Raw genomic sequence first — 23,106 nt, 5'->3', positions numbered from 1 at the left:
GGATCGACGCAACTCACCAGTCCTACCGACCTGTTGTCTTACCTTGTGTCGGTCGGGCACGCTTTAGCGGTGACGACGCACGGCGATTCCGCCTCACCGTCCGGCGCGCCCGCCGTCGCAGCCCGCACCGGGTCCACCGGCGCCGGCGAGGACCGGCCCGCGCCCACCGGGGACGACACCCTGCCAGACGCCCTGACCAGCCTGCGCGCCGCGATCGGGGCGGCCCGGTTCCCGCTGGCCCTGCCCTCGGCCGAGCTGGCCGCGCGCACCGTCGCCGCCCTCGCCGACCAGCTCGACGACTACCTGCTACCCAGACTGGCCCGCCTCGACGCACCACTGCTCGTGGTGGTCGGCGGATCCACCGGTGCCGGCAAGTCGACCCTGGTCAACAGCCTGGTGCAGGCCCGGGTCAGCCCCGCCGGGGTGCTGCGACCCACCACCCGATCGCCGGTACTTGTCTGCAACCCGGCCGACTCGGCCTGGTTCCGCCGGGGCGAGCTGCTGCCCGGGCTGACCCGCACCAACCAACCCGGCGACGATCCCCGCACCCTGCACCTGGTCACCGCCCCGGCGCTCCCGCCGGGGCTGGCGTTCCTCGACGCCCCCGACATCGACTCGGTGGTCGACGCCAACCGGGCCCTGGCCAACCAACTGCTCGCCGCCGCCGACCTCTGGCTTTTCGTCACCACCGCCGCCAGGTACGCCGACGCCGTCCCCTGGGAACTGCTGCACGGCGCCCGGGCCAGGGGTGCGGTGCTCGCCCTGGTGCTCAACCGGGTGCCCGCGGAGGCGACCGACGAGGTGGCCGCCCATCTCGCCGAGATGCTCGCCGAGCAGGGCCTCGACGCGGCGCCGCTGTTCGTGCTCCCGGAGACCTGGGTCGACGGGCAGGGGCTGCTACCGGGCCGCAGCACCGCACCGCTGGCCGACTGGTTCGCCCGGCTCGCCGCCGACGCGGAGGCCCGTGCGGCGGTGGTCCGGCAGACCCTTGGCGGCGCGCTGGCCCTGCTGCCACCCACCGTCGAGAGCCTGGCCCTCGCCGTCGACGAGCAGGTCGCCGCCGCCGACGCGCTGGACGATCGGGTACGCGCGGCGTACCGGGCCGCGAACCGGACCGTGGAACAGGGGCTGCGCGACGGTCGGCTGCTCCGTGGCGAGGTACTCGCCCGTTGGCAGGAGTTCATCGGCACCAGCGACCTCATCCGCACCCTTGAGGCGCGGATCGGTCGGCTACGGGATCGCGTGATGGCCGCCTTCGCCCGCCGCCCGGCCCCCGCCGTCGAGCTGCGCGACGCGATCGAGTCGCAACTGGTCACCCTGCTGCGGGGGGTGGCGGCCGAGGCGGCCGAGCACGCGTACACCGGATGGAAGGCGCACCCGGCCGGCGCGGCCCTGCTCGAAGGCGACCTGGCGCACCACTCCGCCGACCTGCCACAGCGCGCCGAGCGGCTGGTACGCGACTGGCAGCGGAGCGTGCTGGAGCTGGTCCGGGTCGAAGGTGGCGACCGGCGCTTCGTGGCCCGAACGGCGGCGTACGCGGTGAACGCCACCGGGCTGGCGTTGATGATCGCGGTCTTCGCCTCCACCGCCTTCATCCCGACCGGGCTGGAGGTCGCCACCGGGGCCGGCACCACCCTCGCCGGCCAGGCGGTGCTTCAGGCGATCTTCGGTGATCAGGCCGTGCGTACGCTGGCCCGCAAGGCCCGGGAGGACCTGCTGGAGCGGGTGACGGTACTGCTGGACGACGAGGCCACCCGCTATCTCATCCGGACCCGGCAGGTCCGGCCGGTGACCCGGACCGCGACGGCGTTGCGCCAGGCGGCCGAGCGGGTCGAGGCGGCCCGGTTGCGCAGCGGCTTCGCCGACGCCACACCCGTGCTCAGCGCCGCGACGACGGGCGTCGACGCCCCGATGACCGATGGGGAGCGGCCGTGACCGGCATGGGTGGGCGCCTCCGCGAGGCGTTGCGGATCGCCGACGGGCGGGTGGACGCCGACCAACTGGTCGCCCGGCTGGAGGCGGTGCGGCGCTTCCTCAGCATCGTCGACGGGCACCTACCGGACACCCCGCTGGTGCCGGCCCGCACCCTTGTCGAACGGGCCGGTACCCGGCTGGCGCTGTCGCGCGACCACACCGTGGTGGCGCTGGCCGGAGCCACCGGCAGCGGCAAGTCGAGCCTGTTCAACGCGATGGCCCGGATGAACCTCTCACCTGTCGGGGTACGCCGGCCCACCACCGGTGTCACGCACGCCTGCGTCTGGGGCCCACTCGACGGGGGCACCCGGCTGCTGGACTGGCTCGGCGTGCTGCCCCGTCACCGGTTCGTCCGGGAGAGCCTGCTCGACGGCGACGACGAGTCCACGCTGCACGGGCTGATCCTGCTCGACCTGCCGGACTTCGACTCCGTCGAGCACTCGCACCGGCTGGAGGTGGACCGGCTGCTCGGCCTCGTGGACCTGGTGGTCTGGGTGGTGGACCCGCAGAAGTACGCCGACCGGATGATGCACCGCAGCTACCTGCGCGAGTTCCACCGGCACCGGGACGTGACGGTGGTCGTGCTCAACCAGACCGACCGGCTGCCCCCGGCCGAGGTGCCCCGGGTACTGGCCGACCTGCGCCGCCTGCTCGACGCGGACGGGCTGGACGAGGTACCCCTGCTGGCCACCACCGTCGCGGACCCGGACGGCCCGGAGCGGCTGCGGGGGGCGCTGGAGCGTACCGTCGCCGAACGGCAGGCCGCGCTGCGTCGCCTCTCCGGTGACGTCGACGCCGTCGTCGACGCGCTCGACGGCATGGTCGGCGCGCCGCGCACCGCACTCGCCGCCGACGATCCCGCGGTCACCGCGCTGGACCGTGCCCTGGGCCGGGCGGCCGGAGTGCCGACGGTGGTTGCGGCGGTCGAGCTGGCGTACCGGCATCGGGCCGCAGCGGCCACCGGCTGGCCCCTGCTGCGGTTCTGGCGCCGGCTGCGGGCCGACCCGCTGCGCCGGCTGCATCTGCCCGATCGGCGGGCCGGCGGTGACCCGGCGGAGAGCCTGGTGGCCGCGACCTCCGTACCCGAGCCCAGCGCGGCCGACAAGTCGGCACTGGCGTTGGCCCTACGGACGGTGGCCGAGCGGGCCGGGGCCGGGCTGCCGAACGCCTGGCCGGACGCGATGGCCGCGGCGGCCCGGTCCCGCCTCGGCGACCTGCCGGACGCGCTGGACGGCGTGCTGGCCAGCACGGACCTCGGCGTCGACCGTCCCCGTGTCTGGTGGCGACTGGTCGGCGGATTGCAGTGGCTGGTGACGCTCGCCGCGGTGGCCGGGTTGGGCTGGCTGGTCCTCGGCTACGCGATGCGGGCACTCGGGTTGCCGGAGTTGCGGCACCCGATGGTGGGTGAGGTGCCGGTACCGACCCTGCTGCTGCTCGGTGGACTGCTGACCGGGGCACTCGTCGCGGCCCTGATCCGCCCGCTGGTGCGGTGGGCCGCGCGGCAGGCTCGCCAGCGGGCGGAGGCGCAGCTGACCCGGGCCGTCGCCAGCGTCGGCGAGCAGCAGGTGCTCGCCCCGGTGCGGGCCGTGATCGCCGCGCACGCGGACGCACGCACGGTCCTCGAGGTCGCCCGACACCGCTGACCCGGCCACTGAACGTTCCTGGACACCGCGCGATCGGCGTAGGGTCGAGTCATGGCCACGCCACAGACCCCTTATGACGCGGTGCTGCACGCCGCACGCGACGTGACCAAGCTCGACTCGGCCCTCGACGCGGAGATGCTCGGTGCGGCCCTGCTCGGCAGCGTGTACGAGGTCGCCGAGACGGACCGGGAGGCGGCGGTGCGCGACTTCGTGGGCGAGTTCCTCGCCGCCACCTCGCGACGACGGGCGGTCGCGGCGACGACGGTCCGGGCCGTCTTCGCGGCCCTGGTGCCGGACGCGGCGGGCGCGGACCGGGTGCGGCCCGGTGCGACCGCACCGGCCTGGTCCGGGCAACTCGGCAAGGTGCACCTCACCGGCACCTGGGCGTACGGCGACGTGTATGGCGACCAGACCTCCTACCTGGCCACGTTCGCCTACGACGATGCCACCGGAGGGCCGGAACACGCCCTGGTCGCCCTGATCGACCACAACATCGGCATCACCAAGGACGTGTTCGTCGGCGGCCCGGCGGGCCGGATCCTGGAGCAGGTACGGCAGTTGTGCGCCGAGGACGAGCTGACCTGGTTCCGGGAGGAGAGCCCGACCCGGATGCGCGACCAGGTGAGCCGGCATCTCGCCGTGACCGACCATCTGGGTCAGCTGCCCGGTGCCGCCTCACTGGCCACCGACCGGGCGCTCGTCGGGGCCCGGCTGGCGGTGCTGCCCGCCGCGACCGCGCCACCGCCCCGGCAGGCCGACGACCCGTTGCCGGACGCCGAACGAGCCGCGGAGATCCGCCGTTTCCTCGCCTCGCCGGACGCCGCCCGGGCCGGGCTGGACGCGGTCGACGACGCCGAACTGGCTTCACTGCACTTCTGTCTGGGCCTGCTGCTCGACCACGCGGCCACCTTCCCCGACGCCGACCCGCTGCGCTGGAGCCCGACCGTCGCCGGCCTCTTCCTGCTCGACTGGGTGCACCGCCGCGCGGTACTCGACATGGACGACGCGGCGATGCTGCCCCGGGTGCTGCGCGCCTGGGCCGGATACGCGGCCCACCGGCGTGGGCTGCCCGACTCGGCCGTGACCGCCACGGATGCCGCGATCGAGGAGATGGTGCCGGAGTTCGTCCGGCTCTACGCCACCGGTGAGCGGCGCAGCCCGGCCACCGCCGCAGTGGCCCAGTTGATGGCCGATGGCATCGACCCGGACGATCCGGCGGCCCTGGACGCCTGGATCGAGGCCAACCGGCACCGCCTCTCCGACGACGGCTGACCCCTACCAACGCTCACCGAACCGGGTTCGCGTCCGGCACCGTCCGTCAGGCCGCACCGTCGGTCGAGCCGGTACCGCCCGTCGTCGAGCTGGCGGCAGGCCGGCACCGGTTCCGCGGACGGATCCGCGCCCGGGCGCGGGCGCTGCCATTGCGCTCGGGTGCGCCGGGCAACAGCGGCTCGGTCACGATGTTCGTCGGTGGGGGCTCCGGTGCGGACCCGCCGCCGCTCGGGGCGACCGACGGACCTCCCGGCGCGGTCGGCCCGGCGGACGCGGACGGACCGCTCGACGCGCTCGGTCCGGTCGTCGGCGACGGGTCACTCGATGCGGTCGGCTCGGCCGACGCGGAGGGATCGTCCGACGGGCCCGGATCGGCGGACGCGGAAGGATCACCCGACGCGGAGGGATCGGTCGAGGGGCTCGGGCCCGTGGTCGGCGGGTCGTTGGACGCGCTCGGGTCGACCGGGTCGGCCGATGCGGTCGGCGGGTCCGGATCGGCGGTCGGCGTGGGCGAACCGCTCGTCGGGGCCGGCGACGGTGTCCGGGTCGGGGTGGGTGCCGGACGAGGAGCCGGTGTGCTGGTGGGCGGCCGGGGAGCCGGCGCGGTCGTCGGCGCGCCGGGGCGACGGGCCGGCGAGTGCTCGACCGGTGTGCCGACGATCGGCGGCCGCGGCGTCGGCACCACGGGGATGACCGGCGGAGCCGCCGGTTCGACCGACGGCACCGCGGTCACCGCGGCTGTCGGTGAGCCGCTGGGTGCCGGCGGCACCACCACCGGGCCCACGGAGGGCGTCGGGATGAACGGCGTGCTGCCGTCCGGCAGCGCCGTGCTGCCGACCGTCGCGGAGCCGGTGCTGATCGCGGCGAGGACCGGCATCGAAGCGGTGCCGGCGAGCAGCGCCACCGTCAGCAGATAACCCCTGGTGGGCCCGGCGGTACGCACGGCCCGGTGCGCACCCACCACGCGGCGGTAGCCGGCCGCCCGATGCCGACCGAGGATCGGTGTCCCGGGGCCTTCACCTGGTTCGGACACCACGCACTCCCTCGTCCTCGCCCCTGTCGGGGGTGGCCCCTCCGGCACCCTCGCGGGTATTCGGAGGCTGACGCCGACCCGCGCGATCAGCCTGGGGCAGTGACTCTGCGTCGGCCAAGACCACACCGCGTGTCGACACACGTATCTGGCCGAAAGGTGACGAACCACCACCGGAACGGCCGCGAGTCGCTCGACCCGACACTGCGGCACTTCGGGTAACGAAGCGGGCTGGCCACCGGACGCGGGGCAGGCGGGGTGTGGGACGCCTCACCTCTGATGCGAAACTGGAGTCACGGCGGCAGCGCAGCCGCGACCTCCGCGCACCCACGCGGTAGGCGCGACTGGGCACCGGCGCTCCCGAACCGGGTTCGGCCAGAATCCGGCTCATGCCGCGCGGCAACCCCTACCGGGGTCAGGCGCGGCCGCCAGGAACCATCCCGGCACCAGCCGGGACGGGCGCACGAGTCGCGCGGCCGGGTGACCCCCCGGTGCCGACGCAGACACGACAGGGAGAGACGATGGCAAAGGGCGACCCCGGGGCCCCGGCCCGCGGCCGGCGAGCCGCACCCCGATCCAGGAAGGCCACGACCGGCGATCCCGAGCTGGTGCAGTTGCTCACCCCCGAGGGGGAGCGGATCGAGAGCGTGACCGGCCCGGACGGCACCGAGTACCGCGTCGACTTCACCGACGAGGAGTACCGCGGCCTATACCGCGACCTGGTGCTGGTCCGGAAGCTGGACGCCGAGGCGACGGCCCTGCAACGGCAGGGCGAGCTGGGCATCTGGGCGAGCCTGCTGGGCCAGGAGGCGGCGCAGGTCGGTTCCGGCCGGGCACTGCGTACGCAGGACATGGCGTTCCCCACCTACCGCGAGCACGGCGTGCTCTACTGCCGTGGCATCGACCCGATCATGCCGCTGGGCCTGTTCCGCGGGGTCGACCAGGGTGGCTGGGACCCGAACGAGTTCAAGTTCAACATGTACACGATCGTGATCGGGGCGCAGACCCTGCACGCCACTGGCTACGCCATGGGCGTGGCGATGGACGGCAAGACCGGCACCGACGACGGCGAGGCGGTGATCGCCTACTTCGGCGACGGCGCCACCAGCCAGGGTGACGTCAACGAGGCGTTCGTCTGGGCCGGCGTGTTCAACTCACCCCTGGTGTTCTTCTGCCAGAACAACCAGTACGCCATCTCCGAGCCGCTGGAGCGGCAGACCCGCATCCCCCTCTACCGGCGGGCCGCCGGCTTCGGGTTCCCCGGCATCCGGGTCGACGGCAACGACGTCCTGGCCACGTACGCGGTGACGCGGCACGCGCTGGACACCGCCCGGCACGGGCAGGGCCCGAGCCTGATCGAGGCGTACACCTACCGGATGGGCGCGCACACCACCTCCGACGACCCGACCCGCTACCGGATCGCCAGCGAGGTCGAGGCGTGGCAGGCCAAGGACCCGATCGCCCGGATGAAGTCATTCCTGGAGCGGGAGAAGATCGCCGACGCCGCCTTCTTCACCGAGGTCGACGAGCAGGCCCGCCGCGAGGCGGTGGATCTGCGTGAGCGGGTGCTCGCCATGCCGAACCCGGAGCCGGACACCATCTTCGACCACGTCTACCCCAACGGGTCACCGCTGCTCGACCAGCAACGGGAGCAGTTCAGCCGGTACCTGGAGTCGTTCGAGGGGAGTGTGCACTGATGGCCACGGAGACCCTCACCCTCGGCAAGGCCCTCAACGCCGGCCTGCGCAGGGCACTCGAGAACGACCCGAAGGTCGTCATCATGGGCGAGGACGTCGGCAAGCTCGGCGGCGTCTTCCGAATCACCGACGGGTTGCAGAAGGACTTCGGCGACCAGCGCGTGATCGACACCCCGCTGGCCGAGTCCGGCATCATCGGCACTGCGGTCGGCCTGGCCATTCGCGGCTACCGCCCGGTGTGCGAGATCCAGTTCGACGGCTTCGTCTACCCCGCGTACGACCAGATCGTGTCGCAGGTGGCGAAGATGCACTACCGCTCGCGGGGCAAGCTCAACATCCCGATGGTGATCCGGATCCCGTTCGGCGGCGGCATCGGCGCGGTGGAGCACCACTCCGAGTCGCCCGAGGCGTACTTCGCGCACACCGCCGGGCTGAAGGTGGTCTCCTGCGCCAACCCGCAGGACGCGTACGTGATGATCCAGCAGGCCATCGCCTCGGACGACCCGATCGTCTTCCTTGAGCCGAAGCGACGTTACTGGGAGAAGGGGACTGTCGACCTGGACGCCCCGCTGTCCGAGGCGTACCCGCTGCACGCGTCCCGGGTGGCGCGGGCCGGCACCGACGCCACCCTGCTCGCGTACGGGCCGATGGTGCGTACCTGCCTCGACGCGGCGACCGCCGCCGCCGAGGACGGGCGGAACCTGGAGGTCATCGACCTGCGCACGCTCTCCCCGCTGGACCTCGGCGTGGTGTACGAGTCGGTGCGCCGTACCGGCCGCGCGGTGGTGGTGCACGAGGCGCCGTCAAACCTGGGCATGGGTGCGGAGGTCGCGGCCCGGATCACCGAGGAGTGCTTCTACTCGCTGGAGTCGCCGGTGCTGCGGGTGGCCGGCTTCGACACCCCTTACCCGGCGGCCCGGGTGGAGGAGGAGTACCTTCCCGACCTCGACCGGGTGCTCGACGCCGTCGACCGCACCTTCGGCTGGTGAGCGGCATGTCACGGATCAAGGAGTTCAACCTGCCCGACCTGGGCGAGGGTCTGACCGAGGGCGAGATCCTCGCCTGGCTGGTCAAGGTGGGCGACACGATCGAGCTGAACCAGCCGATCGTCGAGGTGGAGACGGCCAAGGCGGCCGTGGAGATCCCGGCGAAGTGGGCCGGTCAGGTCCAGGCGATCTTCCACCCGGAGGGCTCGACCGTCGAGGTCGGCACTCCGATCATCGCGATCGACACCGAGCCGGGCGCCGGCCCGGTGGAGCAGTCCACCACCGGTGCGCCCACCACCGACCTGCCCGCTCCGTCGGCGGCGTCGTTGGCTGCCGTCGAGGTCGCGCCGACCGAGGGTGCGGTCGAGCCGGGCCTGATCGGTGGTCCCGCCCCGGGGGGCCGCACCGCCGTTCTCGTCGGGTACGGCCCGCGCACCACGGCCGCGATGCGTCGTCCCCGCAAGGACACCGCCCCGACCGCAGCCGCACCGGCGGCACCGGCACCGGCACCGGCCGCGCCGGCCGCACCGGCGCAGGCGACCCCGGGGCGGGTCGTCCCGGCGCCGGTCCAGCCCGCTGCCGCGCCCCCGGTCAACGGCAACGGCCGGAGCACCGGTGCGGTGTTGGCCAAGCCGCCGGTGCGCAAGCTCGCCAAGGACCTGGGGGTCGACCTGGGCACGCTGACCGGTTCCGGTCCGTCGGGCTCGATCACCCGGGAGGACGTACAGCGGGCGGCGGCGGCCCCGGCGGCGGCCGAGCCGCTGACGGTGACCGCAGCGGATCCCTCGGCCGCGAGCTTCGGCGCGGACCGTGAGCAGCGCATCCCGGTCAAGGGAGTACGCCGGCTCACCGCCGAGAACATGTCCCGCTCGGCCTTCACCGCCCCGCACGTCACCGAGTTCCTGACCGTGGACATGACCCGGGCCATGAAGGCGCTGGACCGGCTGCGCGAGCGGCGGGAGTGGCGCGACGTACGGGTCTCGCCGCTGCTGCTGGTCGCCAAGGCGGTGCTGCTGGCGGTGCGGCGGCATCCGATGGTCAACTCCAGTTGGGCCGGCGACGAGATCGTCGTCAAGGAGTACGTGAACCTCGGCATCGCGGCGGCCACCGCACGCGGCCTGATCGTGCCGAACATCAAGGACGCCGGCCGGTTGACCCTGCGTGAGCTGGCCGACGCGATGACCGACCTGGTGCAGACCGCCAAGGCCGGCAGGACCTCGCCGGCCGACATGTCCGGTGGCACTCTGACGATCACCAACGTCGGGGTGTTCGGGGTGGACACCGGAACGCCGATCCTGCCTCCGGGCGAGTCGGCGATCCTGGCCTTCGGTGCGGTACGCGAACAGCCCTGGGTCCACAAGGGCAAGGTCAAGCCGCGCCTGGTCACCACGCTCGGCCTCTCCTTCGACCACCGGATCATCGACGGTGAGCTGGGGTCGAAGTTCCTTCGCGACGTGGGCGACTTCCTCGCCGATCCGGAGGCGGCGCTGCTCGCCTGGACCTGACGCGCCAGTACGGCTACGGCCGGTGTGCCACGGGTTACCGCCCGGCACACCGGCCGTTGCCGTTGGGCGAAGGAAAGGTTGCCCACAAGGGCTACTCACCTAAGATTCTTAGGCTGGTGTCCCAACTCACCTAATAATCGCTGGAAAACCTGGGCGCACTGCGCTTCAATAAAGGGGACGACGGGACGACAACCGAATAGCCAGGAGGAGAGACACCATGAGCATGATCGAGCGAATCCGCAACCGCCGCGACGCCAACCGCCGCGCCCGTGCCATCGAGCGGGCCCTGCGCTCCGCCAGTTCGCCCGCGGTCCGCGACGAGATCCTCGCCATCGCCCAGCGTCACATGCACTGACGCCACACGACGTTATCCGCCTCCTCCAGATCGACGACCCGCCCGGGCATACCGGGCGGGTCGTCGGCGTTACGACCGGCCGCTGACACCGGGATACCGCCCCGACGCAGCGCCCGGTACGGTGGGGCTCGGTCGTCGTCCACGCTCGGGGGCAGGCCGAGGCGATAGAAGCACCTCGACACCGCCCGGCGACGGACAGTGACGATCAAAGCTCCCCGGAAGCCCACCAGCGGCTACCGGGATACGGTGCGGGGAGCCGGCATCGCCGGTAGGCCGGCACCGCCGGCTGCCCTGCCGAGACCATCGGCGACGGCGGCCGACATGTGATGGAGGAGGCGCACACATGACGTCCGAGGGCCCGCACCGCCCCGGCCAGGAGCCGGACGAGGCGCCGCCGGGCGGCGGCGGACCGGCGCCGTACGGCGACCGTCCGGCTCAGCAGGACAACGGGTACGGCGCATCCGCCCCCGACCTCGGTTGGGCGCCGCCACCGCCCGCCCGCCCGGACACGTCCACACCAGCCTGGGCGAACCAGCCGGGCAACGCGTGGGGCAGCGCCCAGGCGACCCGTCAGGCGGAAGCCGCGCCCGGCAACTGGGACCAGCCCGCCGGCAACCAACCGGCCTGGGCGCCCCAGGCGGACCAGCCGCAACAGCCGACCCCGGGTTGGGCGCCGGCCGGTCCGCCCACATCGGAGGGGCCCGCCTGGGCACACGGCGGCCAGGCCGGGCCCGCCTGGGCCACCGATCCCGCCACTGCGGACACCGCGCAGCCAGCAGAGTGGGCGCCGAACCAGCCGGCGGCGAGCCAGCCGGACTGGGCGAACGGTCAGGCCGCTGCGGGACAGCCCCATCCCGCAGCGCCCAGCGGTTGGGGCGGCGGTCAGCAGCCCGACTGGGCCGCCGCACCCCGCACCGACGACCAGACTCCCGGCTGGGCCTCGACCGCCGGTCAGTCCGAGCCGGCCCAGCCGGCCTGGGCGCACGGGGACCAGCCGACACCCCCCCGCGAGCCGGCGGCCCGGGCCAGCGCCCAGGTGCCGGTCTCCGACGCGGGTCAGCAACAGCGACCCACCGACGGGCCGTCCCACGCCGAGGCGTGGCCCACCGAGCAGCCGGAGCAGCCCGGCTGGCCAGCCGGCCAGCGGCGGGAGCCCGCCGGCGGCTGGGCCAGCGAGCAGCCGCCGGAGAGCTGGCACGCGGGCGGTGACCGGCCGGCGCAGCCCGACTGGGCCACCTCCGCCCAGGACGAGCCGACCGGTTGGGCAGGAGGTAACCCGGCGGCCGGGCCGCCGCCGTCCTGGAGCCCGTCCGTCGAGCCGCTCCCGTCCCGTACCGCAGCCGACCGAACCGGCATGCCGGACGTCGAACCGTGGGCACCCGGCGAGGCGTGGGGTCAGGCGGCCGCAGAGCCCGTCGCACCCCGTACCAACGCCGAACCCGATGCGGGTCGGTCCGACGATCCGGTCTATCAGCCGGCACCCGCACCGGGTATCTCCCCGGCCAACATGGTGCCGTTGCCGCCGCAGGAGCAGCGGGTGCCGGGTGCCAGCCTGGCCGCCACACCGCCCGCGGACTTCGCCCAGCCCCCGCCGTTCACCGATGACCCGGCCGGATCGTCCGGTGGCCCGGCCTGGGGTCGACCCGATCCTCGATACGACGAATCGCAGTCCCCGGCCATCCCGGCGCCCCGTACCTCACCCGAGGCCGAAGGCCGGGCCGCGCCGCCGGCCGGCGGTGGTGGTGGTGTCGCGGCGAGCGCCTCCGTGCCGCTGTCCAGTCGCGTCACGCCCCCGGCCGACCAACCGGTTCGTCCGGCCAATTCGCCCGCGCCGCAACCACGGGTGTACGGCCGGTCGGCCCGCACCGAGCACACCGAGGAGCCGGCGCCGGAGCACGGCGAGCAGCCGCTGGTGCCCCGCTTCGACCAAGGCCCGGGGCGATTCGACGTCGACCCGGGTGTGGTGCGCGGCGATCAGGGCCCGGAGAGGTTCGAGCCAGCCCCGGAGCCCCGCTTCGCCGACCGGGAGCCGATGGGCGGGCCGAACGCCTTCGCCGGTCCGGCCGCTCCGGCATCGCCTGCTGCCCCACCGCCCTTCCCGCCCGGGATGCCGTCCTTCGTCGACGCGCCGCCGGCCAACCGGCCGGTCAACGGCGTACGGCCACACGCCGAGCCGGACCGCCCGGCCGACCCGTTCGGCGGTGCGCCGCGTGACCCGTACGGCGCGCCGGGCAACGACCCGTTCGGCGGTCCGTCCGAGCGCCCCGGTGGCGCCTACGGCTCTCCCGTCCGGCCCGAGCCGGGCGGCGAGCACAATCCGGCGTACCCCCCGCCGCCGCAGTCCGCACCACCGTGGAGCCCGGGTCCGGGCAGCGGGTCGGGCGAGGTGGAGCAGGGCCGCTTCGACGCCTTCAAGCCGGTCGCCGAGCCGGCCACGGAAACCCCGGCACCGAAGGTACGCAACGGACGGGTGCTCGCTGCGGTGCTGGTCGCCGCCGTTCTCATCCTGGCCATTCCGCTCGGCCTGCTGATGCTCCTCGGCATGATCGGCGGGTCGGACGACGCGAACGCCTTCGACCCACCGATCGGCTCGTGCGTCAAGCGATCCGGCGACACCCCCGTGGCGGTCGACTGCACCGATCCGGAAGCCTTCACCGTGGTGTCCAAGGTCGAGTCGAATGACAAGTGCCCCGACCCGGCCATGCCCTACGTGGACCTTCGCGGTGCCACCGCCAACCCGGTGCTCTGCCTGAAGGAGGCGACCGGCGGCTGAGTCCGCGTACGCGATGGCGGGGTCACGGATCATCCGTGGCCCCGCCTCGCTGTTGCACGGCCCGGCCCCTGCCCGCCGGCCAGGCTCGCGGTTCGCGGCAGGTCGCGCCTTCCGGCCGGCGTGAGAGCCCACGTTGCCGCAATCCGTGTCGGTTACCTCTCCGGCCTGCACGGTCGCGCTGGCCGGCGTCCGCCGGTAGGGCACGATGGGGGCATGAGTGCACGCGTGCGGGCTCCCGAGCTTCGAGGTCGGGCCTGGTTGAACACCGGCGGGCGGCAGTTGACGCTCGCCGACCTCCGAGGCAAGATCGTCGTGGCGGATTTCTGGACCTTCTGCTGTATCAACTGCCTGCACGTACTCGACGAGCTGCGTCCCCTTGAGCAGAAGTACGCCGACGTCCTCGTGGTGATCGGTGTGCACTCGCCGAAGTTCGAGCACGAGAAGGACGCCGACGCGTTGGCCGCCGCCGTCGAGCGGTACGGCGTGCACCATCCCGTCCTCGACGACCCCGAACTCGACATGTGGCAGCAGTACGCGGCCCGGGCCTGGCCGACGCTCGCGGTGATCGACCCGGAGGGGTACGTGGTGGCCACCATGGCGGGCGAGGGCCACGCCGACGGGCTGGCCCGGCTGATCGACGACCTGATCGCCACCCACGAGGCCAAGGGCACGCTGCACCGGGGCGACGGTCCGTACGTCCCGGTCGCCGAGCCGGAGACCACCCTCCGATTTCCGGGCAAGGCGGTGGCCCTGCCCGACGGCGGTCTGCTGGTCTCCGACTCGGCGCGGCACCGCCTGGTCGAGTTGGCCGCCGACGGTGAGACCGTGGTCCGGACCGTCGGCACCGGCGACCGGGGACGCACCGACGGTGCCGCAGGTGCCGCGACCTTCTCCGAGCCGCAGGGGCTGTGTCTGCTGCCGCCGCAGGTGGCCGAGGTGGCCGGCTACGACCTGGTGGTCGCCGACACCGTCAACCACCTGCTGCGGGGCGTGCGGCTGGCCACCGGCGAGGTGCTCACCGTGGCCGGCACCGGACGGCAGTGGCGGTCGACTGTCGACGACCACGCGCACGACGCCCGCTCGGTCGACCTCTCCTCCCCCTGGGATCTCGCCTGGTACGACGACAAGATCGTCGTCGCCATGGCCGGTATCCACCAGCTCTGGTGGTTCGATCCGGTCAAGCGCACCGCCGGCATGTACGCCGGCACCACGGTGGAGGCGCTGCGCGACGGGCCACTGGCCGAAGCGTGGCTGGCCCAACCGTCCGGGCTCGCCGTCTCCACCGACGGCAACCGGCTGTGGGTCGCCGACAGCGAGACCAGCGCCATCCGCTACGTCGAGAACGGTGTCCTGGGTACCGCGGTGGGTCAGGGCCTGTTCGACTTCGGGCACGTGGACGGGCCGGCGGCGCAGGCCCTGCTCCAGCACCCGCTCGGCGTCTGCGCGCTGCCCGACGGCTCGGTCCTGATCGCGGACACCTACAATGGCGCGGTACGCCGGTACGACCCGGCCAGTGATCGGGTCGCCACCGTCGCCACCGGCCTGGCCGAGCCCAGCGACCTGGTGCTCAACGCCGACGGCGCGGTGCTGGTGGTGGAGTCGGCGGCGCATCGGATCACCCGGCTGGCTCCCGGTGCGCTCTCGGCGGCCGGCGCGGATACCGTCGACGGTCCCCGGCACCGCACCGAGCGCCGGCCGACGGAGCTCAGCGCGGGCGAGGTGGTGCTGGACGTCGTCTTCACCCCGGCCCCCGGGCAGAAGCTGGACGACACCTTCGGACCGTCCACCCGGCTCGTCGTCTCGGCGTCGCCGCCGGAGCTGCTGGTCGAGGGGGCGGGCACCGGCACAGACCTGTCCCGGCGGCTGGTGATCGACGGATCGGTGCCCGACGGGGTGCTTCAGGTCACCGCTCAGGCGGCCACCTGCGACGCGGATGTGGAGCACGCGGCCTGCCACCTGACCCGGCAGGACTGGGGCGTACCGGTGCGGGTGGTCGACGGCGGCCCCGGCCGGCTGCCGTTGGTCCTGCGCGGCATGGACGCCGGCTGACGCCCGACCACGGTGCCCTGCCTCGCACCTCAGGCGAACGGGGCGGGGGTGACCCCGGCGTCGACGAGGGCGGCGCGGACGAGTTCCGCGGCGGCCACCGCCCCGGGGCTGTCCCCGTGCAGGCAGACCGACTCCACCACGCACGGGACCGTACCGCCGTCGACGGTGACCACGACCCGCTCGGTGGCCATTCGCACCGCCCGGCGGGCCACCTCCTGCGGATCGGTGACCAGCGCGTCCGGTGAGGTGCGCGGTACCAGGCGACCGTTGGGCAGGTAGTTGCGGTCGGCGAAGCCCTCGGCCACCACCCGGATTCCGGCGCCCTGGGCGAGCTGGGCGAGGACCGAACCGGGCGGGCAGAGGACGGGCAGCTCCGGGTCGTGGTCTTCGATCGCGGCCAGCAGGGCCGCCGCCGGCAGTTCCTCGCTGGCCGCCGCGTGGTAGAGCGCCCCGTGCGGCTTGAGGTAACGAACCCGGGTGCGGTACGCGCGGCAGAACGCCTGCAAGGCGCCGAGTTGGTAGAGCACCTCGTCGCGCAGCTCGGCGAACTCGTACTCGATGTGCCGCCGGCCGAAGCCGGCTAGGTCCCGGTACCCCACCTGCGCTCCGACGGCGACGCCCCGCTCGGCGGCGGCGGCGCAGACCCGGCGCATCGTGGCCGGATCGCCGGCGTGGAAGCCGCAGGCGACGTTGGCCGAGGTGACCAGGTCCAGCAGGGCCTGGTCGTCGCCGAGACGCCAGATGCCGAAGCCCTCGCCGAGGTCAGCGTTGAGGTCCATGAAATCTCACCGTAGTGCCTGGGCGGGCCTGCGCGAGCGGGGTCACGTCGTCCACCACCGCGATGACCGGGTATCCGCCGGTGGTGGGGTGGTCGGCGAGGAAGACGAGTGGTTGACCGTCGGCCGGCACCTGCACCGCGCCGAGCACGAGTCCCTCGCTCGGCAGTTCGTCGGCCACCACGCGGGGCAGCGGCGCGCCGGTCAGGCGCGCGCCGACCCGGTTGCTCAACGGACTCACCTGGTACGCCGTGCCGAGCAGCCGGTCCAGTGCCACCGGGGTGAACCAGTCGTGCCGGGGACCGAGCCGCACGGTGAGCCCGAGCTCCGTCGGGAATGCCGCCGGCACGGTGAGATCGACGGGGGCGGGTGGGCCGGCGGGGGTACCCAGCGGCAGCCGGTCGCCGTCGCGTAGCGGGGCCGGTCCGAGCCCGGCGAGGGTGTCGGTGGAGCGGCTGCCCAGCACCGGTGCGACGGCGATGCCACCGGCTACCGCGAGCCAGCAGCGCAGGCCCCGTCGGGCCGGACCGACGCGCAGCACCGCCCCGCCCGGTACGGCCAGTGGGCGACCGGTGTCACCGGGACGCTGGCCGACCCGCACGTCGGTCTCGGCACCGACCACGGCGACGGTGGTGGCCCGGGTGGCGCGCAGCTCGCAGCCGGTCAGGGTGATCTCCAGCCCGGCCGCCTGCTCCGGGTTGCCGACCAGCCGGTTGGCCAGGCGCAGGGCCGCCGGGTCGAGGGCGCCGGAACGGGGTACGCCCAGGTGTGCCCAGCCCGGCCGGCCGAGATCCTGCACGGTGGTCAGGGCACCGGCCCGGAGCACTTCGAGGATGTCGCTCACCGGTCCACCAGCCGGACCCGGGTGCCGGGGCTGAGCAGGGCCGGCGGGTCCGCCGCCACGTCGAAGAGGGTGGCCTTGGTGCGTCCGACCAGCAGCCAACCGCCGGGGGACGCGGTGGGGTAGATGCCCGCGTACCGGCCGGCAAGCGCGACCGATCCGGCCGGCACCCGTGACCGGGGCGTCGCCAGCCGGGGTACCGCCAGCTCGGCGGGCAGCCCGGTGAGGTACCCGAAGCCGGGTGCGAAACCGCAGAAGGCGACGTGGAACTCGGTGTCCCGAAGGCGATGTACGACTCCGGGTACGTCAGTGCGCCAGTGATCGGCCACCTGGGCCAGGTCTTCTCCGTCGTAGGTCACGGGCACCTCGACGAGACGGGTGGGCGCGGTCGCGGCTCTTTCGGCCGGTGGCGCGGTGGCGGTCCAGGCGGCGATCCGGGTGGCGGTGGCCGCCGGGTCGGGTACGCCGTCGAGCAACACGGTGGCGGCGGCCGGCACGATCTCGACGGCCACCAGTTCCCCCAGCTCACGGCGGCGCCACAGCTCCGCCCGCCACGCCTCGACGGCTGCGGCCACGTCGGTTTCCGATCCCGGAGCGCCAGCATCCTCCGGCGGGGCGAGGTCGAGCAGGAGTGCCTGGGTGCCGACCGTTCTGATCCGCATCCCGCCATCCTCCCGGACGAGCGGAAACGTTCGCGTCGGCCACTTGTCGGACGGCGTGACCAGTTGCACTACCCGAAAGTAACCTACGCTGCCGTAACCTATGGGCGTGACCACCTCAGCACGCCCCCGGCTCAAGCCGGTCGACATCGGGAAACCCCGGATGCGCGGCTGGCTGCACACGTACGCCTTCTTTGTCGCCCTGGTCTGCGGCATCGTGCTCTGTTCGATCGCCGCCACCCGTCCGGGCTGGACCCCCCTGGTCAGTTCCGCCGTCTACAGCTTCACCGTCTGCGGCCTCTTCGGCACCAGCGCGCTGTACCACCGGCGGGTCTGGTCGACCCGCGGCTACGCGGTCATGCGCCGGATGGACCACTCGATGATCTTCCTGTTCATCGCCGGCACGTACACACCGTTCTGCCTGCTGCTGCTGGAGACCCGGGCCGCCGTCATGATGCTGTCGATCGTCTGGGGCGGTGCCCTGGGCGGCGTGGCGCTCAAGCTGATCTGGCCGCACGCCAACCGGTGGATCTCCGCGCCGCTGTACCTCGCCCTCGGCTGGGTGTCGGTGGCGATGCTGCCCGACATCCTCTATCAGGGTGGCGTCGCCGCCCTGGTGCTGCTCGCGGTGGGCGGCGGGATCTACACCGTGGGCGCGGTCTTCTACGCGCTGCGCCGCCCGAATCCGTGGCCCACCGTATTCGGCCACCACGAGTTCTTCCACGCCTGCACGTTGGTCGCCGCGATCTGTCACCACATCGCCATCTACTTCGCACTGTTCGCCTGAGGCCGGCGCACGACGACAGCGGGGGTGGTGAGCCTCGTCGCTCACCACCCCCGCTGGGTCCGTCGAGTGGGATCAGATCGTGGGACCGGGCCGGCGCACCTCGCGGTACTCCTGGACCACCTGGTCGTCCCGTACCGGCACGGCGCGCTCGGCCACCACCCGTTCCTCGCGCACCGGCGCGACGACCGCACGCCGACGGGAGTTCCAGAAGTAGAGAGTCACGATCAGCCCGGCGACACCCGCGAGCATCAGCACCCAGCCGACGACGCTCAGGTTGAGCCAGCCCAGATCCGCCTCCACGGCGAACGCGAAGATCGCACCCAGCGCGATCAGGAAAATACTGCCACCGATGCCCATCTACGTCGTCTCCTTGGCTATCGAAGCTGGCATTCCACTTCGCCGCGGCCACGGATGAGGTTGCGGCACCGACCGACTTACCCCGGCACGGAGATCGCCAATCAGGCAAGCTGGAGACATGACGGACAGCCCGCCCCACGAGCGGACACTGGTGCTGCTGCGGCACGCCAAGGCCGAACCGCCCACCACGGACCGTCCCGACATCGAACGCCCGCTGAGCACGCGCGGTCGCGCGGACGCCGCGGCAGCCGGGGCGTGGCTGGCCCGGCGCGGGATGCTGCCGGACGTGGTGCTCTGCTCGGCAGCCGTACGAACCAGACAGACATGGCATGACGTCCAGTTGGGGATCACCGGCACCCCACCGGAGAGCGGTCCCGCAGGTCCGGCTCCGGTGGTCCGCTACGAACCGGACGCCTACGAGGCGCATCCGGAGGATCTGCTGCACCTGATCCGGCAGCTGTCACCCGACGCGACGACGGTCCTGCTGATCGCCCACAATCCTGGTATCTCACTGCTGTCCGAACTGCTCGATCCGGTTGAGGCGGAGCCGGAAGGGCTGCGTACCGGCGGGCTGGTGGTGCACCGGACGGCCGCGCCCTGGGCGGAACTGAGCCGCGGCGTGGCCCGGATCGAGACACGGCACACCGCACGCGGCTAGTCCGCGTGCGGTGCGGGTCGGAGGCAGTCGCTCAGCTCGGTGACGCGGTCGCTCAGCTCGGTGGCGCGGTCGGTGGTGGTGGATCGGGCGGTGGCGGCATCATCGCGGTCGGATGCGAGAGCCGGTTCTCCTCCACGATCAGGGTCCGGGCCCGTTTGCGGCGGTCCTGCCAGAACCAGAGCGTGGTGAGCAACACGGCCAGCCCGGCCAGGATGAAGACCCAACCGACCGCCCGCAGGTCGACCCACCAGACGTTGGCCCGGATGGCGAAGGTCAGGATCGCGCCGATCGCGATCAGGAAGATCCCACTACCAATGCCCATGTGCGCGGCACTCCCCCGTGCGGTTGCTCTGGGCGTACTCGGACTGGCCCGCAACGCATACCCACCCACCCCCCAGTTACCCCCACCCAACCCCCACCGACAGCCCGTCGATCATGAGGTTGGCGGCAGAGTTGATCTCTAGAACTGCCGCTAACCTCATGATCGACGAGGCAGGGGTGGGTGGGGTTGGGTGGGTTAGAAGGCTTCTTCGGGGAGGTCCATGATGTCCAGGTCGGCGGTCTCGATGATGCGGCGGTCGGCGCCGATGCGGGGGAGCACCTCGCGGGCGAAGAATCGGGCGGCGGCCACCTTTCCGGTGTAGAACGCCTTGTCCGCCGCGGTCACCTCACCGGCGAGGGCCTTCAGCGCCACGTCGGCCTGCTTCTGCAACAGCCAGCCGACGACCAGGTCACCGAGGGCCAGCAGGAACCGGCGGCTGCCGAGGCCGACCTTGTACAGCGCCCGGGTCTCCCCGCTCTGCGCCTCACCCAGCCAGCCGGTCATCACCCCGAGGATGTTCTGGATCTCGGCGAGCGCCTTGCCGAGCGCCTGACGCTCCTCCTTGAGCTGGCCGTTGCCCGCCTCGGTGGCGATGAACTCCTGGATCTCGCCGGCCACGGCCATCAGTGCCTTGCCGTTGTCTCGGACGATCTTCCGGAAGATCAGGTCGAGGCTCTGGATCGCCGTTGTGCCCTCGTACAGCGTGTCGATCTTGGCGTCCCGGACGTACTGCTCCAGCGGGTAGTCCTGGAGGAAGCCGGAGCCACCGAAGGTCTGCAGCGACTCGTGCCCGAGCAGCTCGTACGCGCGCTCCGAGCCGACGCCCTTGACCAGCGGGAGGAGCAGGTCGTTGACCCGCTTGGCCAGCTTGATGGCCTGCTCGTCACCGGCCGCCTCCGCCATGGCGACCTTGTCCTGCCAGGTGGCGGTGTAGAGGACCAGCGCCCGCAGGCCCTCGGCGTACGACTTCTGCAGCAGCAGCGATCGACGTACGTCGGGGTGCGCGGTGATGGTCACCCGCTCGGCGGTCTTGTCCGTCATCTGGGTCAGGTCGGCGCCCTGCACCCGGTTCTTGGCGTACTCCAGGGCGTTGAGGTAACCGGTGGACAGGGTGGCGATGGCCTTCGTGCCGACCATCATCCGGGCGTACTCGATGATCATGAACATCTGCCGGATGCCGTCGTGCTTCTCGCCCAGCAGCCAGCCCTTGGCCGGTACGCCGTGCTCGCCGAAGGTGATCTCGCAGGTGTTGGAGACCTTCAGGCCCATCTTGTGCTCGACGTTGGTGGCGAAGACGCCGTTGCGCTCGCCCAGCTCGCCGGTGTTCTCGTCGAAGTGGTACTTCGGCACGACGAACAGCGACAGACCCTTGGTGCCGGGGCCACCCACGCCCGCCACGCCGACCGGGCGGGCGAGTACGTAGTGGACGATGTTGTCGCTCAGGTCGTGCTCGCCCGAGGTGATGAAGCGCTTGACACCCTCGATGTGCCACGAGCCGTCCGGCTGCGGGATCGCCCGTGCCCGGCCGGCGCCCACGTCCGAGCCGGCGTCCGGCTCGGTGAGCACCATGGTGGAGCCCCACTGCCGGTCGATGAAGAGCTTGGCCCACTTCTTCTGCTGCTCGGTGCCCTCGACGTGCAGCACGTGCGCGAAGGAGGGGCCGGAGGCGTACATCCACACCGGCGCGTTCGAGCCGAGCACCAGCTCGGCGAGCGCCCACCACAGCGCCCGGGGGGCGTTTGTGCCGTCCAGCTCCGAGGGCAGGTCCAGACGCCAGAACTCGGACTCCATGAAGGCGCGGTACGACTTCTTGAACGACTCCGGCAGCGGTGCGGTGTGCGTGGCCGAATCGAAGACCGGGGGGTTGCGATCGCTGTCCTGGTAACTGGCGGCCAGGTCCTGCCGAGCCAGTCGGTCGACCTCAGCGAGGAAGCTCCGCGCGGTGTCGACGTCGAGGTCGGAGTACGGCTCCTGGCCGAACGCCCGGTCCGCCCCGAACACCTCGAACAGGTTGAATTCGAGGTCCCGAAGGTTGCTCTTGTAGTGGGTCATGTCGCTGGCCCCGCTTCCGGACAGGTGTTACCGATCAGTAACCCTGACTCTATTACTCGCGGGTAGGCAGCGACAAGCCGATCCCACCAGTGACGGGCATTACACACCTGCCGTTCAGGTTCGCCAGCCTCGGCCCGCCGGTTCTCACCCTTCGGCGGCACCTACCTCCCAGCTCGGTACCGCCGCCGTCGTCTTGCCCGGCGAGCCCGTGTACTCCATCAGGACCAGTGCGATGTCGTCGTCGAGCCGGCCGTGCACCCATTCGACGAGGGCGGTCTCCAACGAGGCGAGGCCGTCGCCGACCGTACCGTGGCCGAGTAGCCGCCAGGCCCGGTCCGCGGTGGGGAAGAACTCACCGTCCCGGCGGGCCTCGCCCAGCCCGTCGGTGAACAGCAGCAACCGGTCACCCGGCTCCAGCCGTTCGACCCGCGGCCGGACCACGGGCATGAAACCCAGCGGGGGCGCCGGCGCCGGTGGCTCAAGGGAGATCACCGCGCCGCGACGCAGCAGCAGCGGCGCGGGATGCCCACAGTTGACGATGGTGAGCGTGCCGCCGCGCTCCTCGACGAGTGCGGCGGTGACGAAGTCCTCGTCGCCGACGTTACGCGCCACCGCCCGGTCCAGATCCGTCACGACGGACCGCAGATCGGCCCGCTCGTACGCCACGTGCCGGTACGAGCCGAGCACGATGCTCGCCAGCCGGACCGCCTCCAGGCCCTTGCCGCGCACGTCCCCGATGATCATCCGAACGCCGTACGGCGTCTCGATCGCCTCGTAGAGGTCGCCGCCGATCTCGGCCGTAGCGGTCGACGAGATGTACCGGCCGGCCACGGAAAGCGCGCCGACCCGAGGACCGAGCGGACGCAGCACCGCCTGCTGAGCGACCATGGCCAGCTTCGACAGCTCGGCGATCTGCTCCGCCTGCCGCTGCCGCACCGCGGCCACCGCCCCCGCGATACCCGTGCCCAACGCGATGCCGGCCACCGCGACCGCGGTGGAGAGCGAGACCGTCCGCTCGGCCAGGGCGAAGGTAGCCCCCAGCACGGAGGCGGCCACACCGACGCCCAGCACGATCCGCCACGAGGCGAGCGCGGCGGCCAGGAACGGCGCGGCGACCATCAGCGCGATGTAGTTCGCCGTACGGCCGTCCGCCAACTCGACCGCCGAGACGATCGCGAGCAGGACGAGGGCCGCGCCGAGGCCGGCGCGGGATCCGGGGCTCAGCGGGCCGCGGCCCGGCTGGAGGAGTTGGGTACGTACATCCGACAGCATGCCCGATGTAGGTGAGCGAAAGAATGAGCCTGGCCCCTCGGACGAGACGGATCTGGCCGCCAGGGTCCGGGAGCGGAGCCGATCCTGACGCTCCACCG

At 72.7% G+C, this 23,106-nt stretch carries 19 protein-coding genes; 12 read left to right on the top strand and 7 right to left on the bottom strand.

Annotation, left to right across the window (positions count from 1 at the left end; genetic code table 11):
• The first annotated feature begins 69 nt into the window (after nt 1-69).
• From KBX00_RS02360 to KBX00_RS02315, 10 genes are all read left to right on the top strand, one after another.
• Nucleotides 70-1,935 carry a GTPase domain-containing protein gene (locus KBX00_RS02360; protein WP_210822652.1) on the top strand — a complete coding sequence of 622 codons (1,866 nt, stop codon included), beginning with the start codon at nt 70-72 and terminating at the stop codon, nt 1,933-1,935.
• 5 nt (nt 1,936-1,940) lie between these two features.
• Nucleotides 1,941-3,617, top strand: coding sequence for a GTPase (locus KBX00_RS02355; protein ID WP_210822879.1), 1,677 nt, complete (start codon nt 1,941-1,943; stop codon nt 3,615-3,617).
• A 51-nt stretch (nt 3,618-3,668) separates the two neighbouring features.
• The gene (locus KBX00_RS02350; RefSeq protein WP_210822650.1) at nt 3,669-4,889 is read left to right on the top strand and encodes a hypothetical protein; all 1,221 of its coding nucleotides are present in this window, start codon (nt 3,669-3,671) and stop codon (nt 4,887-4,889) included.
• A gap of 188 nt (nt 4,890-5,077) precedes the next feature.
• On the top strand, nt 5,078-5,806 hold the full coding sequence (locus KBX00_RS02345; RefSeq protein ID WP_210822887.1) for a hypothetical protein: 729 nt from the start codon (nt 5,078-5,080) through the stop codon (nt 5,804-5,806).
• 634 nt (nt 5,807-6,440) lie between these two features.
• Nucleotides 6,441-7,616, top strand: coding sequence for a pyruvate dehydrogenase (acetyl-transferring) E1 component subunit alpha (gene pdhA, locus KBX00_RS02340; RefSeq protein WP_210822648.1), 1,176 nt, complete (start codon nt 6,441-6,443; stop codon nt 7,614-7,616).
• Entirely contained in the window at nt 7,616-8,605 is a 990-nt protein-coding gene (locus KBX00_RS02335; RefSeq protein ID WP_210822646.1) for an alpha-ketoacid dehydrogenase subunit beta, read from the top strand. The genes pdhA and KBX00_RS02335 overlap by 1 nt, the downstream gene beginning before the upstream one ends.
• A gap of 5 nt (nt 8,606-8,610) precedes the next feature.
• Nucleotides 8,611-10,107, top strand: coding sequence for a dihydrolipoamide acetyltransferase family protein (locus KBX00_RS02330; protein ID WP_210822877.1), 1,497 nt, complete (start codon nt 8,611-8,613; stop codon nt 10,105-10,107).
• Between the two features lie 217 nt (nt 10,108-10,324).
• Nucleotides 10,325-10,462, top strand: a complete 138-nt coding sequence (locus tag KBX00_RS02325; RefSeq protein ID WP_165521953.1) for a hypothetical protein — start codon at nt 10,325-10,327, stop codon at nt 10,460-10,462.
• 343 nt (nt 10,463-10,805) lie between these two features.
• Entirely contained in the window at nt 10,806-13,235 is a 2,430-nt protein-coding gene (locus KBX00_RS02320) for a hypothetical protein (protein ID WP_210822644.1), read from the top strand.
• Between the two features lie 213 nt (nt 13,236-13,448).
• Complete coding sequence (locus tag KBX00_RS02315; RefSeq protein ID WP_210822642.1) at nt 13,449-15,284, top strand: NHL domain-containing thioredoxin family protein; 1,836 nt, start codon at nt 13,449-13,451, stop codon at nt 15,282-15,284.
• Nucleotides 15,285-15,313: 29 nt separating this feature from the next.
• On the opposite strand, the gene KBX00_RS02310 is transcribed toward KBX00_RS02315, so the two are convergent.
• The 3 genes from KBX00_RS02310 to KBX00_RS02300 are packed head-to-tail and all read right to left on the bottom strand — an operon-like array spanning nt 15,314 to nt 17,563.
• On the bottom strand, nt 15,314-16,063 hold the full coding sequence (locus KBX00_RS02310; protein WP_210822640.1) for a LamB/YcsF family protein: 750 nt from the start codon (nt 16,061-16,063) through the stop codon (nt 15,314-15,316).
• A complete protein-coding gene (locus tag KBX00_RS02305) occupies nt 16,047-16,904 on the bottom strand; it encodes a biotin-dependent carboxyltransferase family protein (protein WP_210822638.1) in 858 nt (285 codons plus the stop codon). The genes KBX00_RS02310 and KBX00_RS02305 overlap by 17 nt, the downstream gene beginning before the upstream one ends.
• Nucleotides 16,901-17,563 carry an allophanate hydrolase subunit 1 gene (locus tag KBX00_RS02300; protein WP_210822636.1) on the bottom strand — a complete coding sequence of 221 codons (663 nt, stop codon included), beginning with the start codon at nt 17,561-17,563 and terminating at the stop codon, nt 16,901-16,903. The genes KBX00_RS02305 and KBX00_RS02300 overlap by 4 nt, the downstream gene beginning before the upstream one ends.
• A gap of 106 nt (nt 17,564-17,669) precedes the next feature.
• On the opposite strand from KBX00_RS02300, the gene KBX00_RS02295 reads away from it, so the two are divergent.
• On the top strand, nt 17,670-18,347 hold the full coding sequence (locus tag KBX00_RS02295) for a hemolysin III family protein (RefSeq protein ID WP_210822634.1): 678 nt from the start codon (nt 17,670-17,672) through the stop codon (nt 18,345-18,347).
• 72 nt (nt 18,348-18,419) lie between these two features.
• Here KBX00_RS02295 and KBX00_RS02290 read toward each other — a convergent pair whose 3' ends face one another.
• Nucleotides 18,420-18,704 carry a DUF6458 family protein gene (locus KBX00_RS02290; RefSeq protein ID WP_210822632.1) on the bottom strand — a complete coding sequence of 95 codons (285 nt, stop codon included), beginning with the start codon at nt 18,702-18,704 and terminating at the stop codon, nt 18,420-18,422.
• Nucleotides 18,705-18,822: 118 nt separating this feature from the next.
• Between KBX00_RS02290 and KBX00_RS02285 the strand changes: the two genes are divergently transcribed.
• A complete protein-coding gene (locus KBX00_RS02285; protein WP_210822630.1) occupies nt 18,823-19,362 on the top strand; it encodes a histidine phosphatase family protein in 540 nt (179 codons plus the stop codon).
• A 52-nt stretch (nt 19,363-19,414) separates the two neighbouring features.
• Here KBX00_RS02285 and KBX00_RS02280 read toward each other — a convergent pair whose 3' ends face one another.
• From KBX00_RS02280 to KBX00_RS02270, 3 genes are all read right to left on the bottom strand, one after another.
• Nucleotides 19,415-19,684: a DUF6458 family protein gene (locus KBX00_RS02280; RefSeq protein WP_043961115.1), complete on the bottom strand. Its 270-nt coding sequence runs from the start codon at nt 19,682-19,684 to the stop codon at nt 19,415-19,417.
• Nucleotides 19,685-19,879: 195 nt separating this feature from the next.
• On the bottom strand, nt 19,880-21,736 hold the full coding sequence (locus tag KBX00_RS02275; RefSeq protein WP_210822628.1) for an acyl-CoA dehydrogenase: 1,857 nt from the start codon (nt 21,734-21,736) through the stop codon (nt 19,880-19,882).
• Between the two features lie 144 nt (nt 21,737-21,880).
• A complete protein-coding gene (locus KBX00_RS02270; RefSeq protein ID WP_210822626.1) occupies nt 21,881-23,008 on the bottom strand; it encodes a PP2C family protein-serine/threonine phosphatase in 1,128 nt (375 codons plus the stop codon).
• Nucleotides 23,009-23,106: the final 98 nt, after the last annotated feature.

This window comes from Micromonospora sp. C95 (assembly GCF_018070465.1).
In the GTDB taxonomy this organism is placed as follows: domain Bacteria; phylum Actinomycetota; class Actinomycetes; order Mycobacteriales; family Micromonosporaceae; genus Micromonospora.
The sequence above is the reverse complement of the archived record's forward strand: the minus strand, read 5'-3'. Positions and strand labels throughout refer to the sequence as shown.

Coding starts and splice junctions, on each gene's coding strand:
- KBX00_RS02355 (WP_210822879.1), top strand. CDS start 1,941: ATGGGTGGGCGCCTCCGCGAGGCGTTGCGGATCGCCGACGGGCGGGTG.
- KBX00_RS02350 (WP_210822650.1), top strand. CDS start 3,669: ATGGCCACGCCACAGACCCCTTATGACGCGGTGCTGCACGCCGCACGC.
- KBX00_RS02345 (WP_210822887.1), top strand. CDS start 5,078: ATGTTCGTCGGTGGGGGCTCCGGTGCGGACCCGCCGCCGCTCGGGGCG.
- pdhA (WP_210822648.1), top strand. CDS start 6,441: ATGGCAAAGGGCGACCCCGGGGCCCCGGCCCGCGGCCGGCGAGCCGCA.
- KBX00_RS02335 (WP_210822646.1), top strand. CDS start 7,616: ATGGCCACGGAGACCCTCACCCTCGGCAAGGCCCTCAACGCCGGCCTG.
- KBX00_RS02330 (WP_210822877.1), top strand. CDS start 8,611: ATGTCACGGATCAAGGAGTTCAACCTGCCCGACCTGGGCGAGGGTCTG.
- KBX00_RS02325 (WP_165521953.1), top strand. CDS start 10,325: ATGAGCATGATCGAGCGAATCCGCAACCGCCGCGACGCCAACCGCCGC.
- KBX00_RS02320 (WP_210822644.1), top strand. CDS start 10,806: ATGACGTCCGAGGGCCCGCACCGCCCCGGCCAGGAGCCGGACGAGGCG.
- KBX00_RS02315 (WP_210822642.1), top strand. CDS start 13,449: ATGAGTGCACGCGTGCGGGCTCCCGAGCTTCGAGGTCGGGCCTGGTTG.
- KBX00_RS02310 (WP_210822640.1), bottom strand. CDS start 16,063: ATGGACCTCAACGCTGACCTCGGCGAGGGCTTCGGCATCTGGCGTCTC.
- KBX00_RS02300 (WP_210822636.1), bottom strand. CDS start 17,563: ATGCGGATCAGAACGGTCGGCACCCAGGCACTCCTGCTCGACCTCGCC.
- KBX00_RS02290 (WP_210822632.1), bottom strand. CDS start 18,704: ATGGGCATCGGTGGCAGTATTTTCCTGATCGCGCTGGGTGCGATCTTC.
- KBX00_RS02285 (WP_210822630.1), top strand. CDS start 18,823: ATGACGGACAGCCCGCCCCACGAGCGGACACTGGTGCTGCTGCGGCAC.
- KBX00_RS02280 (WP_043961115.1), bottom strand. CDS start 19,684: ATGGGCATTGGTAGTGGGATCTTCCTGATCGCGATCGGCGCGATCCTG.
- KBX00_RS02275 (WP_210822628.1), bottom strand. CDS start 21,736: ATGACCCACTACAAGAGCAACCTTCGGGACCTCGAATTCAACCTGTTC.
- KBX00_RS02270 (WP_210822626.1), bottom strand. CDS start 23,008: ATGCTGTCGGATGTACGTACCCAACTCCTCCAGCCGGGCCGCGGCCCG.